This is a genomic window from Bacteroides sp. GD17 (assembly GCF_038448625.1).
Classification (GTDB): Bacteria; Bacteroidota; Bacteroidia; order Bacteroidales; family Bacteroidaceae; genus Bacteroides.
In genome coordinates, this window is sequence record NZ_JBCEZS010000021.1 from 1 (window position 1) to 16,647 (window position 16,647).

At 43.5% G+C, this 16,647-nt stretch carries 16 protein-coding genes; 3 read left to right on the forward strand and 13 right to left on the reverse strand.

The genetic code is table 11. The annotated features are described in order from the left end of the window. Positions 1-196: 196 nt before the first annotated feature. The 3 genes from AAE250_RS22120 to AAE250_RS22130 all read left to right on the forward strand — a co-directional run bounded on the left by AAE250_RS22120 (position 197) and on the right by AAE250_RS22130 (position 5,431). The gene (locus AAE250_RS22120; RefSeq protein WP_294601499.1) at positions 197-3,517 is read left to right on the forward strand and encodes a hypothetical protein; all 3,321 of its coding nucleotides are present in this window, start codon (positions 197-199) and stop codon (positions 3,515-3,517) included. A gap of 89 nt (positions 3,518-3,606) precedes the next feature. After that, complete coding sequence (locus AAE250_RS22125) at positions 3,607-4,086, forward strand: hypothetical protein (RefSeq protein WP_294601498.1); 480 nt, start codon at positions 3,607-3,609, stop codon at positions 4,084-4,086. A gap of 220 nt (positions 4,087-4,306) precedes the next feature. Then, positions 4,307-5,431, forward strand: coding sequence for an OmpA family protein (locus tag AAE250_RS22130; protein ID WP_294601497.1), 1,125 nt, complete (start codon positions 4,307-4,309; stop codon positions 5,429-5,431). Between the two features lie 95 nt (positions 5,432-5,526). On the opposite strand, the gene folE is transcribed toward AAE250_RS22130, so the two are convergent. The 13 genes from folE to AAE250_RS22195 form a co-directional block, all read right to left on the reverse strand. Then, positions 5,527-6,114, reverse strand: a complete 588-nt coding sequence (gene folE / locus AAE250_RS22135; RefSeq protein ID WP_294601496.1) for a GTP cyclohydrolase I FolE — start codon at positions 6,112-6,114, stop codon at positions 5,527-5,529. Between the two features lie 9 nt (positions 6,115-6,123). Next, positions 6,124-6,582 (reverse strand): SPOR domain-containing protein, encoded by a 459-nt coding sequence (locus AAE250_RS22140; protein ID WP_294601495.1) that lies wholly within the window; start codon positions 6,580-6,582, stop codon positions 6,124-6,126. Between the two features lie 105 nt (positions 6,583-6,687). Continuing rightward, complete coding sequence (gene tpiA / locus AAE250_RS22145; RefSeq protein ID WP_294601494.1) at positions 6,688-7,443, reverse strand: triose-phosphate isomerase; 756 nt, start codon at positions 7,441-7,443, stop codon at positions 6,688-6,690. Next, complete coding sequence (locus AAE250_RS22150; RefSeq protein ID WP_294601493.1) at positions 7,440-8,744, reverse strand: BT_3928 family protein; 1,305 nt, start codon at positions 8,742-8,744, stop codon at positions 7,440-7,442. The genes tpiA and AAE250_RS22150 overlap by 4 nt, the downstream gene beginning before the upstream one ends. Beyond that, positions 8,734-9,276: a DUF1599 domain-containing protein gene (locus AAE250_RS22155; RefSeq protein ID WP_294601492.1), complete on the reverse strand. Its 543-nt coding sequence runs from the start codon at positions 9,274-9,276 to the stop codon at positions 8,734-8,736. The genes AAE250_RS22150 and AAE250_RS22155 overlap by 11 nt, the downstream gene beginning before the upstream one ends. Before the next feature lie 105 nt (positions 9,277-9,381). Beyond that, a complete protein-coding gene (locus AAE250_RS22160; RefSeq protein WP_294601491.1) occupies positions 9,382-10,251 on the reverse strand; it encodes a M23 family metallopeptidase in 870 nt (289 codons plus the stop codon). A 268-nt stretch (positions 10,252-10,519) separates the two neighbouring features. After that, complete coding sequence (recG, locus tag AAE250_RS22165; protein ID WP_294601490.1) at positions 10,520-12,616, reverse strand: ATP-dependent DNA helicase RecG; 2,097 nt, start codon at positions 12,614-12,616, stop codon at positions 10,520-10,522. Continuing rightward, the gene (locus AAE250_RS22170) at positions 12,604-13,278 is read right to left on the reverse strand and encodes a 2-C-methyl-D-erythritol 4-phosphate cytidylyltransferase (RefSeq protein WP_294601489.1); all 675 of its coding nucleotides are present in this window, start codon (positions 13,276-13,278) and stop codon (positions 12,604-12,606) included. The genes recG and AAE250_RS22170 overlap by 13 nt, the downstream gene beginning before the upstream one ends. A 10-nt stretch (positions 13,279-13,288) precedes the next feature. After that, positions 13,289-13,837 (reverse strand): DJ-1 family glyoxalase III, encoded by a 549-nt coding sequence (locus AAE250_RS22175; protein WP_294601488.1) that lies wholly within the window; start codon positions 13,835-13,837, stop codon positions 13,289-13,291. 14 nt (positions 13,838-13,851) lie between these two features. Continuing rightward, a complete protein-coding gene (locus AAE250_RS22180; protein ID WP_294601487.1) occupies positions 13,852-14,712 on the reverse strand; it encodes an energy transducer TonB family protein in 861 nt (286 codons plus the stop codon). Between the two features lie 27 nt (positions 14,713-14,739). After that, positions 14,740-15,150 (reverse strand): ExbD/TolR family protein, encoded by a 411-nt coding sequence (locus tag AAE250_RS22185; protein ID WP_294601486.1) that lies wholly within the window; start codon positions 15,148-15,150, stop codon positions 14,740-14,742. Next, a complete protein-coding gene (locus AAE250_RS22190) occupies positions 15,144-15,857 on the reverse strand; it encodes a MotA/TolQ/ExbB proton channel family protein (RefSeq protein WP_294601485.1) in 714 nt (237 codons plus the stop codon). Before AAE250_RS22190 ends, AAE250_RS22185 begins: the two co-directional genes overlap by 7 nt. Continuing rightward, positions 15,857-16,570: a pyridoxine 5'-phosphate synthase gene (locus tag AAE250_RS22195; RefSeq protein ID WP_294601484.1), complete on the reverse strand. Its 714-nt coding sequence runs from the start codon at positions 16,568-16,570 to the stop codon at positions 15,857-15,859. Before AAE250_RS22195 ends, AAE250_RS22190 begins: the two co-directional genes overlap by 1 nt. Between the last annotated feature and the right edge of the window lie 77 nt (positions 16,571-16,647).

Sequence of the window (16,647 nt, forward strand, 5' to 3'; positions counted from 1 at the left end):
ACTGACATATTTTCCCATTCCCAACAAAAGGGCTTTTGAAGCGCCATCTGACCTTAAATCTTAACGAAATTAACGGTTTTTTATTACCTACGAAGTAACGGAATACTTATAACAAAAAAGTATAAGAAAGGAACACCAAATGCGAGATTATTCACTTTTTTAATTTTTTAAATTTATAAATTTAAAGTTTTCTATTATGAACAAGAAGTTTCTAAGTGTAATCCTGTTCAGTGCTTTAATGGTAGGCACCGCAGGAACGTTCACGTCTTGTAAGGACTATGATGACGACATCGAGAACCTAGACAAGAAGAGCAGTGACTTAAGCACACAATTATCAACTTTGCAGTCTGCTTTGGATGCTGCTAAGTCTGATATTGCTGCTGCTAAGTCTGCCGCTGATGCTGCCAAAGAAGCTGCTGCGACTGCAAAGTCAGAAGCTATACAGGCTGCTATTGACAAAGTAAATGAGATGCTGAAGGATGCTCCGGGCCAAGAGGCTTTGGATAAATTGGCAACTCAAATTACTGCTATTGAAACTGGATTAAACAAAATCAATGGTAAAGTTGATGCTTGGGATAATGCAGTTGCACAGTTGAAGATTCAGGAAGCTACTCTTAAGACTTACAAAGGTCTGATTGATGCCAATGCTACTGAAATCGGAAAGATAAATGATGCTATTGCAGCTATTAATGAAACATTAAATGCAACAGATAAGAGTGTAAAGGCTGTCGAGAAAAGTTTGGCAGGAATCTCTGCGCAAATTGCTGCAATTAATGAAGACTTGGTTACGATTCTGGGCAAAGAATTGAGAAGTATCGTTTTCTATCCGGATCTGTACACCGATGGTATTGAATCTACTGAGTATCCATTCGCATTGGATGTATATTTAACAAGTAAAGCTTTGACTGCTGCCAGTGATGGTAATGACGATGGAGCTACGCCTTATAGCATTCCTGCTAAGCAAGTAGTTTCATACTCTCCTACTACTACAACTTGGGAATTTAATCCAGTAATGACTGCATGGTATCATATGAATCCATCAAGCGCCGTTATTGATAGCAAAGACCAATTAAGTTTTGTTTCCAGAGATATTGAATCCATCACTCGTGCAGCAGGTAACGAATCTGCCGCAAAACCTGCTGTTCAGGGCTTCGATACGAAGACTAAACCGGGTATGCTGGGAGTACAATATTCTGCTATTGGCAAGAAGATCAGCGCAGATAAAGATTTGGTTTCTGCAATGGCACTTCAGGTAGATATCAAGAAAGCTGAAAAGGACACTACTATCACTTCTGATTATGCAGTCCTTTATCCGGCTAAGATAACAGCTGAAGCTATTGCATATAGCCAAAAGAATATTAAAGCCGTAAATTGTGCCAATACGGATTTTGACCAAGTTTATGAAACTGCTCAGGACGCTATCAAAAATGCTCCGACTTTAAAGGTAGAATATAATGGCTCTCTTGAACTGAAAGATTATCTTGCAATTCATTATAATCGCAGTAATGAAGCATTGGGTCTTACAGATACAAAAACTGCCGGTCAACATAAAGTGTGGGCCTATGGCGAAGAAGCTGCTTACAACTTGGAGTACAGATATTCATTAGTTGAATATACTGTAGGTAGAGCAAACACAGAAGTTCACAAGTATGGTAATGTAAACGCGACTACCGGTCACTTTGAACCACGTTATGTTGACAATAATGGTAACTCTATAGCTTCTGATGGCACTACTGGTATTTCTGCCGTAGGTAAGAAACCGGTTGTAAGAGTTGAAGTTATTGATAAGACTACTAAGAAAGTTGTGTTGGGTGGTTTTGTGAAGATCTTGATTGCTAAGACAGTGGAACCAATTGTTGCTCAACCATTTGATATGGGACAGATTTCTTATGTTTGCACTTATGCATATAAGAATCTGACATGGGCACAAATGTCTAATCAATTGCTTGAATTAGCTGCAGTATCTTCGAAAGCAGAGTTTGAGAAACAATATGAACTTGATCTTCGAAATGGTTCTTGGATGAATCCGGAAACAGGAGAAACAAACGATTATTGGGCTAATATTTGGGTAAAAGAGAAGGACGAATTTGTTCGTATGGATCAGTTGGCTAAATATAACAATGACAACTATTATTATGGACGTATTGAAGAGTACGGTAATCGCCAAGGCGTAGCTAATGATGAAATTTGGTGGGGTCTTAACTTGGAAGATAGAAATCATATCTATGCTGCAAATGACAATCATCAGGTAACAATTTATCTGCGCTACAAACCAACTGCTGATTTGAATGAGGAAGGTGGCTTGCCAAGCATCTTTGTTCCTCTGACACTGCAAGTTGTTAAACCTGCTGCTGACTACGGTAAGAAGATTGCAGAATATTGGTATGACGATATGAAGACTCAGCATCTGAATGTTAAGTACCCTGCTGATAATACTAACACAGAGAAATACATTGTTGACCTTGACAATGCATTCGATGGTAACCTCGTTAAGTTCACTTTGACTAATAATGCAAATGACACTCATACAGGTAAACCTATCTTCGCAAATGACTGGGCTAAGGCTGGATATATTTCTTATTGGTATTTCTTCGCTTGGGAAAATGACGGAGCAAAGATTGGTGACAGTGGTTATGAATATGACCTTGATGGAACCAAGGCTACTAACCCGTATCCTACTACTTTGTATGCAAAGAAAGGTAATGTAAGAGAGGTAATTGCAACTGTTGACCAGACTTCACAGACTGCCCTTGGTTGCGTTAGATATGCAAATGCCGATGCTCCTGTAGCAAATGATGTAGCAAAATTATTATTGAATGCATGGACTCATGATGACGCAAAGAACGCTTATTCGCCGATAGTTGGTATCCGCGCTTTCAATGAAGGTTGTGATATTACTTTAGATGATAAATATCGTTTCAATGCACGCTTCCAACGTCCTATCGACGCAACTGACCGCAAAAACGGAAAGTTCACTGATGCTGAAGCCAATGGTTCTACCATCGATATCGCTAACATATTGGACTTCGAAGATTGGAGAAATGCCAAGTTTATCGACTTCAGCAAATCACCGATTGACTATAAAAATGCATGGTTGTTTGCTTACTATGATGTGAAAGGAGTTACGGTTAATGTTACAGGCATCACCACTACAATGAGTAGCGGCACATTGGGTACAACCAAACTGGTTGATGTGACTAAGCAAATCCAATTCTCTCATATCGATGGAAACGGTAATGAAGTTTCTTATCTTGGAAAGAAAGATGCATCAGGTTTGTTCGTATACAATCCATTTGTTTCAAAAACTACATTTGACTTATCTGCCTACAATACTGCTGCGCAAGGCACACAGGCTACATTCAATGCAGTTAAGAAAGCATTAGGTCAAATCAAGTATGAAAACAACGGTAATAATGTAAAAGAATTTAAGGTTCGCATTCCTATTGCAATAGAATATGAATGGGGTGTAATCAATACATCTATTGACTGTGACGTTGTAAATACAATGGGTAACTAATTTGAGTAAACGTTAATAACGTATACCTTTAAAGAGGAAGGAGGGAGTGTTGGGTTATCCACACCCCTCCTTTTTAATATAAGATTGTTATGATAAAAATAAAATCTTTATTTAATATATTGTTCTGTTTGGGGCTTGTTCACACTATAACCTCTTGTAACAATAAAGAGGCTATTAAAACAAGTAAGCAGGAGAGTTTTGTCAATACATTGACAGCAGCGGATACTACTACTGTACTGAATTTGGCAGCTCAATGCATGGACCTTTTGAAAGGTAATCATGTGGAAGAGGCTTTACAAATGATGTACTCTATGACAGAGAATAAACTTGTTCCAATTTCGGAGGAACAAAAGCAACAATTAAATGGCAAATTTAGAATGTTTCCTGTATTACAGTATGACTTGGACGGCTATAATTTTGCTTCTGAGACGAATAATGTCATAAAATACAAAATAGAGTTTTTTCCTCATAAAGACCAGAATGACAAAACACCTAATACCATAGGATTTATGTTCGTTCCAGTTCACATAGATGGGAAATGGCATTTGACAGTTCCCAAAACCAATTAATCCATATTTCAAATTACTACTATTGGAAGGCATGAGTTTTCAAACTTTACCATCAAAAGCAGGGATTTTGGTAATATAAAGAAAGGAAGAGTAAAAGATAAAGAAGGAAATAAGTATAGATAGAATGAGGCAAACAAAACCCACTGTTTTTTGTTGTTTAATATAAATCTAACAAATAATGATTAATTAAGCGAACCATAAAAAATAAAAACAGATGAATATGCAATTAAAAAGAAATCTTATGCTCGTGGCTATAAGCCTGAGCACTTTAGCCGTATCGGCACAAAATACTCAGTCTTCCGGACAAGTAACAGAAGAAGGTAAAACAGCATTTAAACCTCATTGGTATATGCAAGTACAAGCAGGTGCAGCCCAAACTGTTGGGGAAGCCAGTTTTAAAGACCTGATATCTCCTACAGCAGCTCTTTCGGTCGGATATAAGTTTAACCCTTTGTGGGGGATACGTGCAGGCGTGAGTGGTTGGCAGGCAAAAGGCAAATGGGTTATACTCCCCGACTCATATAAATTTAACTACCTGCAAGGAAATGTGGATGCTACACTTGATTTGAGCAACTTGCTCTGCCATTATAATCCGAAACGTTTCTTTAACGCCTATATGTTTTTAGGAGTAGGAGTTGCCGGTGGATTCAATAATGACGACGCCGTTGCATTGGATGAAGCAGGATACCACATGCAATATCTCTGGAGTGGTAAAAAAGTCTTTGTAGCCGGCCGCGGAGGATTGGGTGCCAACTTGCGTCTGAGCAACCATGTATTCTTCAATCTTGAGGTGAATGCCAATGTTCTTTCGGATAAGTTTAACTCCAAAAAGGCCGACAATGCCGACTGGCAGCTTAATGCATTGGCTGGTTTTACCTTTAAGTTCGGGAAGAGTGGCAAAAAGCCTAAACCTGTCGTCTCTTATGATATAGCCCCAACTCCTGTGGAAACAGTAGTAGAAGTTAAGCAGGAACCGGCACCGGTTGTTACTCCTGCCCCGGTAGAAGAGAAAAAAGAGGAAGTAAAACCGCTGACTGAGAATATCTTCTTCAAGATTAACTCTGCTGTAATACGTTCTTCTGAAGAGAACAAAATAGCTGATTTGGTAGCATTCCTGCAAAAGAATGAGGAAGTGAAAGTCTCCATTTGCGGATATGCAGACGCTGCAACCGGTACAGCTTCCATCAATCAGCGATTGTCAAAAGAGCGCGCATTGGCTGTTGAGAAGGCTTTAAAAGCAAAAGGCATTGCTGCTGATAGAATAACCGTTGACTTCAAGGGAGATAAGGTACAACCGTTCTCTAAGAATGAAGAAAATCGTGTGGCGATTTGTATTACCGAGTAGGAAGCAGATCGGGTTGCTTTCATAATAATTAAAGCTGTACTGTAATAATCTACATATTAGATTTCAGTACAGCTTTTTTATTTAAATACTCTCCGTTATGAATTATGCCTGATAAGATTCATAAATTCCTCCCTCGTCTTGGCCTGATTGAAGGCCCCGGTAAAGTCGGAAGTTGTTGTAATGGAGTTCTGTTTTTCAACGCCTCGCATCTGCATACACATGTGCTTGGCCTCTACCACTACCATTACGCCTAATGGGTTCAAGGTTTCCTGAATGCACTCTTTGATTTGCAGTGTCATGCGCTCCTGCACTTGCAGGCGATGGGAGAAAATATCGACTACGCGGGCTATTTTACTCAGCCCGGTGATGTAACCATTAGGAATATATGCCACATGAGCCTTTCCGTAGAACGGAAGCATGTGATGTTCACAAAGAGAGAAGAAATCAATGTCTTTCACAATTACCATCTGACTGTATTCTTCCTGAAATTTGGCAGAACGGAGCACTTCGTGCGGGTCCATATAATACCCTTTTGTCAATGACAACATAGCCTTTGCCACCCGTTCCGGTGTCTTCAGCAAACCTTCGCGTTCGGCATTTTCGCCCAATAGAGTAAGAATCTTGTGATAGTGTTCTTTCAGTTCATCCAATGCGGGAGATACAATTTCTTCTTTTCCTAACATGATTGATTTTTATAAGGGAATGTTTATCTGCTCTTTTACAATCGAAACTTCTTTGAATACACCGGTAGCACGCAACTGACGCATCATTGCATCCGCTTCTTCAATACTACGGTAATCTCCTACACGGCACAGCCAACGGGGAAGATCGAAAAAAGTATAAACAGCAAGATCCGGAAAATATTCCTTAATGCGGGAAGCCACAGAAAAGGCTTCATTCTTGGCCTGGCGGGTATTATTTCCCGCATAAACCTGTACGCGGTAGCCCGAGCTCTTAATCACTTTCCGATCTTCTGTACTGGTGGGGATATACTCCGAACCGATTAATGCCGCAATACGGGCATCTTGATGGATGGTCACCTTGCCTTGTCCCGGTACGTTACGTTCCAGGCTCTTTACAATATTATTCTGCGCTACAGAAAGGGTTGCAAAAGCAAAGCATGCAACTAAAAGTAAACCAAGCTTCTTCATAATTGATAATTGATAATTGACAATTGATAATGGATAGTGGATAATGAATAGTGGAGATAATGGATAATTGATATCAACTCTCAACTATCCATTATCAATTATCCATTAATTAAAAGCGTCGATAATACCCTTGAAGTCAGAAACCTTCAAAGCAGCACCACCGATCAAACCGCCGTCAACATCCGGGTTGGCAAACAGTTCCTTCGCGTTAGAAGGCTTGCAGCTACCACCGTAAAGGATAGAGCAGTTATCAGCAATTTCTTTTCCGTACTTATCAGCAACTGTAGAGCGGATGAAAGCATGAATTTCCTGAGCTTGTGCCGGAGAAGCGGTCTTACCGGTACCGATAGCCCAAACCGGCTCGTATGCCAGAACGATCTTTGAGAAATCCTCAGCAGACAGAGAGAATACAGAAGCCAGCTGAGCAGCAACTACTTCATTCTGCTTTTCTGCTTCGCGTTCTTCCAGCACCTCACCGATACAGAAGATCGGAGTCAAGCCGTTAGCCAAAGCCAATTTTACTTTTTCTTCCAGGATTTCAACTGTTTCACCATAGTAAGCACGACGTTCTGAGTGACCCAGGATAACATACTTAGCACCTGTAGATGCAACCATAGCAGCCGAAACTTCACCGGTATATGCACCCGATTCCTTGTCTGCACAGTTTTCTGCACCAACACCAATCTTGGCAGCATCTACCAAAGGAGTAACAGATGCCAAGTGGATAAACGGAGTACAGATAATTACATCACAATTAGGCTTTTCGTTAGCCAAAGCTTCATTCAGTTCTTTTGCAAGAGCAATACCCTCCTGGAGGGTTTTGTTCATTTTCCAGTTTCCTGCAACAATGTTCTTTCTCATTTTGTTTTATTATTAAAAGGGTTAATATATTTTCCTCTTCGCTTCACAACCAGGATATCGACTCCAATCACCAGCATCAGCGGAAGGATGAACCACAGCAATACATAGCCGATGGTATTCACATCGCTTACCTGTTTCTGTTGTCCCAGTTCCAATTTATCCAAGCTGTCAGTCAGCACATATTCATCCGGCAACCGGCTGTCGCTCCATTTATTCAATATCGTTCCTTCCTTTATCAGCAACAAGCCGGGATTGGAACGGATAATGGTTTTGAGCGTAATATCATCCATCTGGCAGAAAGGATATTCCGCCCCAGTCTTATCACGCCATAATTCAATTTCATCTTCGGAAGATGACGTCAAAGCATAAAAACCATAGCCATATTCCGTACTATAGTCATAGATCTCATTGATAAGGTCGATATTGCTGTCATCTGCCTCTTCAATGCGATGGGCAACCAGCAGAAACGTATATCCCTTATCCGACAGCACACTGTCTGTTATGTCATCTCCACTATCCAGGCTCATCATTGAAAAGTCATGGATGGAAGGTTCATATCCTTTTTCTTTTAACACCGTACGTGCTTCGACAAATGTCCACGTACTATCCGGATAATTCTCCAATGTAAATTCTTGCCGTTTACCATCTTTCTCCAATACAAAGCGACTTTCGAATACACTTGGCTTGGCATTTTCCGGAATCTCCATACCCGCTTTGATATTCGTTCCTATTTTATAAGGGCGGAAATCAAGGATCGGCAAATCCCCCAGGCAATAAAACGAAAGTGCAAACACAAACAAGAATGTATACATGGAAATCATCCATTCCATCTTAGGAGTAATGAAGCGCAGTATCAAGTCCGGCCATTTAAAGACCGATACCGCTGCAATCAACAATACTATATTCTTGCCGAAAGTCTGCCAGTTGGTCAGCACCCAGGCATCACCGAAGCAGCCGCAATCGGAAACCGGATTTGCCAAGGCCAGATAAAGTGTCAGCGGCGTCATTACAATCATCAGCAACAGAGCCAGAGTAGATGCTACCTTGCGGCGTATGCCCAACAACAAGAAAACACCCACACAAAATTCCACAGCAGACAACGCTATGCCAAAGAATAACGGCAGATAAGACGGAAACCAGGATATTATGCCGAAAGCCGTCAGGTAATCCTGAATCTTATAGAAAGAGCCCAACGGATCGACCGCCTTCACAAAGCCGGAGAAAATGAATAAGGCTCCCAGCAAAAAGCGGCAGGCATTCACCCACACTCTTTCGACGATATGTTTCTTATCAGTCTCCAAATTCAATCTTAATCAAACCAAATACGGAATAGTTAATCATATCCATATAGTTGGCATCAATGCCTTCTGAAACCAGAGTTTGTCCGGCCAGGCTCTCGATCTGCTTGGTCCGGTAGATTTTCATCAATATCAAATCGGTATAAGAGCTGATGCGCATGCTGCGCCAAGCTTCATCGTAATCGTGATTTTTAGCGAGCATCAACTCCAGGGAGGTCTTGGCATACTTATCGTACAGTGCCAAAGCTTCTTCATTTGTCATATCAGCGGCCTCAGCATATCCCAGCTCCAATTGTATCAATCCGATAATACCATAATTGACTATAGCGATAAACTCGGAACGAATACCTTCGTCCACCAGAGTTACCCCTTTAGTCTCAATGCTTCTGATACGATTGGCTTTGATAAATATCTGATCGGTCACGGAAGACGGACGGAGAATACGCCACGCCGGACCGTAATCATGAAGTTTCTTGGAGAACAAATCACGGCAGATAGCAATGACGTGTTCAAATTGTTGCTTGGTATCTTTCATTTCCTTACAAATTGGGTACAAAGGTAGGAATATTTAAAGAAAAAAGAAAAAGAGGGCACTCTAAATTATATTAAAGTGCCCTCCTCTATAGAGATTGTTTACGTTTTATGAACAGCGCAATACTTGTCCCGGACGCAAAATGGTTTTACGCGTTATACGGTTCAGCTTGCAAAGTTTATCTATGCTCACTCCCTGACGGGCTGCAATTCGACCTAATGTATCGCCTTTCTTCACTTTATAGAACAAGCCCTCGCCCGATGCCATGCTACGTGCCGTACCGGAAGAACCTTTTGTCTTAGTGAAAGTATAAGCATCAGCAACAATATCTTGCTTTTCAAAATCGAACATGAGTGCGGGATTGATAGGAATTCCCAAGAAACGGGTTTCGAAATGGAGATGTGAACCGGTAGAACGTCCGGTATTGCCTCCTAATGCGATAGGATCACCGGCTCTTACCAATTCGTTGACATCCACCAATTGCTTGGACAAGTGACCGTAGACGGTTTCCAATCCGTTATCATGACGAATAACAACATATTTACCATATCCACGACGTCCCTGATTTTTAACGACACGTACTTTTCCATCAAAAGCTGCGCGGATGGTATCTCCTACATACACCTTGATATCCAAGCCATAGTGTGCTCTTCTTCTTCGGGGGCGATAACCGAATACATCGGTAATTTTATTATGCGTAGTGGGCATACAGAAACCGGTCAAATCGAATGTATAGCTCTCGGGGACGATTGCGTCACCATAAGCTTGCACGAATTCATTATTCCAGTTGGGGTACAAATCCAACCCCGGATACAAAGCTTGTTCTGCACGTATCTGTTTCTGTAAAGCCAGTGAATCTACACTTTTAAGTTTTCTGTCGATGGGAGCTTGGCGGGCAATCAGGTCCTGCGAGAAAGAATTCAAGCTAACCATTGCCGTTGCAGCTAATAAAACCGTTTTAATCCAATTAAAATTCATCCGTTTCGTCATTCATTTTGATATCCGTTGCAAGCATTCCGGCAAATCAAGCACCTCTTGTTTTACGCGAATATCCAGATTCATTTTTAAAAATTCTCCCAAAGGTAACACTTCTCTTCGAAAAACAACATCGGTTATTAACTATTTTTTCGATGCCGGACAATAAGGGAATACCGATAATAGCCTTTAAACCTTTATAAACAGGGGAATTACGCAGATACATGTTTTACAACATAAAACGTAAATAAAGCGTATGTTTAACCGTTTTTTAGCTGATAGCGGCCCAGTTAACATTCGTTTTCCTCAACAATTTCAACTGTCTCCATAAGACTTCATTCTCAGAAAGCACGCCATTAGGATCGGCATCTACCACTCCTTGAGCGATCCCACGAACATACTGCAACAATTGCCCGTCGCGGGCTATATCGGCAATTTTCAAATCAAAAGCAATGCCGCTCTGCTGTGTCCCTTCCAAGTCACCGGGACCACGAAGTTTCAAATCGGCTTCCGCTATTTCAAAGCCATCGTTCGTACGCACCATTATTTCCAAACGCTTTCGTGTGTCTTCCGCCAATTTATAACCTGTCACCAGAATACAATAAGACTGATCGGCCCCACGTCCTACACGTCCACGGAGCTGATGGAGCTGGGACAGTCCGAAGCGCTCGGCATTCTCTATCACCATTACCGAAGCATTCGGAACGTTCACTCCGACTTCAATCACCGTAGTGGCCACCATTATCTGCGCCTCGCCGGACACAAACAGCTGCATCTGTGCATCCTTCTCGGCAGGTTTCATTTTTCCATGTACTTTGCAGACTTTGCATTCGGGAAACTCCTCACAGATATGCAAATAACCTTCTTCCAGATTTTTCAGGTCAATCTTCTCGCTCTCTTTAATCAACGGATAAACGATATAAACCTGCCTGCCTTCTTCTATCTGCTTGTGCATAGACTGGTACAGACTGGTCCGGCGATTGTCGAACTGATGCAGAGTGACAATCGGCTTGCGCCCCGGAGGCAGTTCGTCAATGACCGACACGTCCAGGTCGCCATACAATGTCATCGCCAATGTACGCGGTATCGGGGTAGCCGTCATCACCAATACATGAGGAGGCTGCACATTCTTCGTCCACAAACGGGCACGCTGGGCCACTCCGAAACGATGCTGCTCATCGATCACCACCAGACCGAGCGAAGCAAAATTCACCGTATCTTCAATAACGGCATGCGTACCTATCAAAATATGTATATCTCCCGTCAGCAGCCCCGAAAGAATTGCCTCACGCCGCTTGCCTCTGATAGAGCCGGTCAGTAGTTCCACACGGACATCCATACCATACAGTAATTCGCAAACGGTTTCGTAGTGCTGGTTTGCCAAGATTTCGGTAGGAGCCATCATGCAAGCCTGGAAACCATTGTCGAGCGCCATCAGCATACTCATCAATGCCACCAGCGTCTTCCCGCTTCCGACATCCCCCTGCAACAGACGGTTCATCTGTTTTCCCGAACCCACATCCCGGCGAATCTCCTTCAAGACACGCTTCTGGGCATTGGTCAGTTCAAAAGGGAGATTGCGGGAGTAGAAAGTATTGAATACCTCCCCTACTTTCTCGAATATATATCCACGATATTTCCGCTGACGATCTTTCGCATAGCGCAGTATGTTCAGCTGGACGTAGAAGAGTTCTTCAAACTTGAGCCGGTATTGCGCCCTACGCAGCAAATCGGCATTAGTCGGAAAATGAATATTGATCAGAGCCTCGGTCAGCGGTATCAGATGATATTCGGCAAGTATGGCGGCCGAAAGAGTTTCGGGCAAGGGTTCGCGCAGTTGCTGTACCACTGTATTCATCATCTTCTCAATCGCATGCGAATTGAGGGAGCTGCGTTTCATCTTCTCCGTGGTATTGTAATAAGGCTGCAATCCCATGGAAGACAATTTCAGTTCCGATGCCGAATCTATATCCGGATGAGCGATATTGATCCTTCCGTTAAAAACACTGGGTTTACCGAATACGACGTACTCCTGATGTACTTTATATTTCCCTATCAGATACTTGATGCCTTGAAACCACACCAGATCCACTACTCCCGTACCATCCGAAAAGTGGGCAATCAGTCTGCGCTGGCGGCCTTCGCCGGCTGTTTCGAAACTCAGTATCTCACCTTTCAACTGAATATAAGGCATCGTACCATCAATCTCCTGGACATAATAGATACGGCTGCGGTCTACATATTTATAAGGGAAATAATACAGTAAATCGTGCAAGGAATAGATGCCCAATTCCTTATTGAGCACCGAAGCACGCTGTGGCCCGACGCCCGACAGATATTTTATGTCACGCGTGGCTAAATCGAACATGAATCTATAAGAGCTGTGGCTATTTTTAAATCAAAAGGAGTGGTTATCTTTATATTTTCCCGGTTACCTGCCGTCAGAAAGACCGGCGTACCGAATGCTTCCACAACAGAAGCATCGTCTGTAAAATGAGAAGTATAGGATTGGTTATATGCTTCTTTCAATAGGCCGACATCAAATACCTGGGGAGTCTGCACCAGTTTATAGTCATCCCGGCTGACAGTCATGCTGCCTTCTCCTTCCAGATGCCGAACCGTTTCCACAATATCGATCACCGGAATAACCGCTTTCTTCTCCGCAGCCAAACTATAACAACGAGCAATCACTTCCTGCGACACAAACGGACGGACCCCATCGTGTACACCTACCACACCGGGAGTATTTACAAAAGCCAATCCGTTCTTCACGGAATGAAAACGAGTCTCTCCTCCATCTGCAATGACATGAGGCAATGAAAAACAATACTCCCGACACAATTGCAACCAGTAAGATTGCTGACTGTGCGGAAGTACTAATATAATTTGTATCTCAGGATTGTAGGTATAAAAAGCTTCCAAAGTGCGCATCAATACAGGCTTTCCTCCTATCGGAAGAAATTGTTTGGGAAGATCGGTTCCCATGCGCAGCCCTTTACCCCCGGCAACTATCAGAGCGTATTGTACCATTCAGATTAAATCATTCAACGCACATCGCCTCTTTCAGTTCCTGCACTTTTTCCTTGCCCAGCATAAGGTCTACAATTGCCAATGCAAACTCCATGGCGGCACCCGGTCCTTTTCCCGTAATGATATTGCCATCTCTTTCTACCGGAGCACCCGTGCACTCAGCACCTTCAAGATATTGCTCAAAGCCCGGATAGCAAGTAGCCTTTTTGCCCTTCAGCAATCCCAGCTTGCCCAGCACCATAGGAGCGGCACAAATAGCTGCAATAGGTTTGTTCTCTTGAGCAAAACGCAACACAAGATTACGCAGTTCGCCACATTTCTCCAACGTAGCAGCGCCCGGCATTCCACCCGGAAGCAAGATAAGCTCTGCATCATAAAAATCACAGTTCACGACATTCTTATCACACAGAACCGGCACGTCATGCGCCCCCGTTACGATTTCATCAGGGGTCACCGTTATCATCTCCACGTTTAATCCGGCACGTCTCATTACATCTACAGAAGTAAATGCTTCTACTTCTTCGAATCCGTCAGCAAAAAAAACATAAACTGTACCCATAATTGTTCCTCCTCTTATTTCAGATTAAAATAATACGTTATTGTTCCCGTCTGGTTATTCAATCCACTTACTGCATTGAAACGGGCTTTCCTGGCTGCATCTTCCGCTGCTTTCCGTAAAGCGGGGTTCACGGTATTCGTCTGGCGGTTGATACTGGTTGCTATTACATGTCCTGCCGGGTTTACGGTAATTGTCACTACTACCCTGCCCTCGTCCTGCACGTTATATACCGGACGCGGCAATCCGCCTTCACCGATAGAACGGCCGCCCAGGTTAAAGGTTCCGTAGCCTCCCGTTCCCGTAGTAGCTCCGGTCGCAGCATTACCCGTGGGACTACCTTGAATGCCCTCACCTTTCGTATCTCCTTTATCACCCATCTGCGCCCCTTTGCCAAAAGCTCCTGCAACCCGCTTGCGGGCAGCTTCCTCAGCAGCTTTGCGCTCCCGTTCAGCTCTCGCTTCAGCCTCTTTGCGTTCCCGCTCGGCTTTTGCTTCCGCCAGTTTACGAGCTTCTTCGGCTTTTTCCGCTTCCGTCTTTTCCGGCTTCTTCACCAGTTCTTTTTTCTTTGGCTCGGCTTTGGGTTTTATAGCAACGGTTTCTTCCGTTTCCTGCGTGATAATCTCTTGCTCAACGGTCTCTTGCGGTTGTGGAGCTGGGGGCGCCACTTCTTCCGGCATCACGTCTACCTTCACCAAAGAAGGATCGGCAGCACCCAATGCATCAGGCACTTCTCCCAGCATGACAGGAATACCATCTTCCTCAGAAGGTTCCGGCAGGGTAAATCCTACCAGTATCAAAAGGGCTATAATAGCGGCATGCACCAGGAGCGCACCCACTATACCTATATATCTTCCTTCTTTCTTCTGATTCACCATTGCATTTACAATTTGACAATGTACAATTTAATCTTCCGGTGGGCGCGTGGCCAGCACCATCTTAAATTTATTCTCGTTTGCAATATTCAGTACCTTCACAATTTCCCGGTAAGGCACTGTTTCGTCAGCATACAAAGCGACATACATTTCAGGTTCCTTCTCTGCACACGATTGCAGGAAGGAAGGCAGTTCCTCCAACGTCAGCAATTGCTCCTTATCATTACCGAAAGCCGCATAGAAGTTCAGGTCTTTATCGATAATGACCCTGGTCAACGGTTTGGCAGATGTCTGTTGTTTACCCTGCGGCAGCAGTACCTTGATAGCATTGGGCGATACTACCGTAGAGGTAATCATAAAGAATATCAGCAGCAAGAAGATGACATCCGTCATGGACGCCATACTGAAATTGGGTGATATTTTAGCTCTACGTTTTAGCATGGTTCATTCAGTAAATCCATGAACGCCATTGTCTTGGCCTCCATCTTATTGACTACTCCGTCTACCAGTGTCACCAGGTAGTTATAGGCAAACATGGCAATGATACCTACAATCAGACCGCCCACAGTAGTAATCATTGCTTCGTAAATACCACCGGAAAGCAGTGTAATATCGATATTGTTGCCTGCATTTGCCATCTCAAAAAAAGCACGTACCATACCCGTCACCGTGCCGAGGAAGCCAATCATGGGCGCACCACCCGAGATGGTAGCCATAATCGTCAGCCCCTTTTCAAGCTTTGCCACTTCTATGTTGCCCACATTCTCGATGGCTGCCTGCACATCATTGACCGGACGTCCCAGGCGACTGATACCTTTCTCAATCATACGAGCCGACGGCGTGTTCACGCTGCGGCAATAAGAGATGGCAGCTTTTATTTCTCCGGCCAGGATATAATCCTTAATCTTATCCATGAACATCGGGTCTTCCTTGCCCGCCTTACGAATCACATAATTGCGTTCGAACAGGATATAAAAACAAAGTACGGACAGGAGGCCGAGGACTATCATAATCCAGCCACCCTTGATGGCCATACTCCATAAGTTCATTTCGTCGTGAGCACCGAGCGGAGTCAATACCGGATTAGCACCTGCAATAGAATCAGTCAGTGCCGGGGCCACTTGGGCCAATAACATCATTGCATTCATTAGCGGAGACAATTTTTATATTCGTGAATGGTACGTTCCAGTCCCAGGTACAGCGCATCGCTGATCAGTGCATGGCCAATGGACACTTCGTCCACCCACGGGATGTTTTGATAAAAATAATTCAGGTTCGTCAAGCTCAGGTCATGACCGGCATTCACACCCAACCCCAAACTGCGGGCCACCTTGGCAGCTTCTACAAAAGGAGCTACTGCTGCTTCTCTTCCTTTCGGATAGGCAGTAGCATAGGGTTCGGTATAAAGCTCCACGCGGTCGGCACCGGCTTTGGCGGCATACTCTATCATTTCAGCATCGGCAGAAACGAATACGGAAGTACGGATGCCTGCATGGCTGAACTCATCCAAAACTTCGCACAAAAAGTCTAAGTTGATTTTGGTATCCCAACCGGCGTTCGAAGTTAGCTGTGTAGGGCTGTCGGGCACCAGTGTAACCTGGTGGGGCTTCACTTTCAGAACCAAATCAATGAATTCCGGTGCCGGATATCCTTCTATATTAAATTCGGTGCGTAGCAGGGGACGCAAATCATACACATCCTTGCGGCGGATATGCCGCTCATCGGGGCGTGGATGCACCGTAATTCCGTCAGCACCAAAGCTTTCACAATCCAACGCTACCTTTACAACATTCGGCACATCGCCTCCACGGGCATTGCGCAGCGTTGCTATCTTGTTTATGTTTACGCTTAATCTCGTCATAATTTGGTTTATAGTTTGGGGCAAAAGTACAAATAATCGTGATATATTGGCAGCATTCTAAGAAAAAAATAGCATAT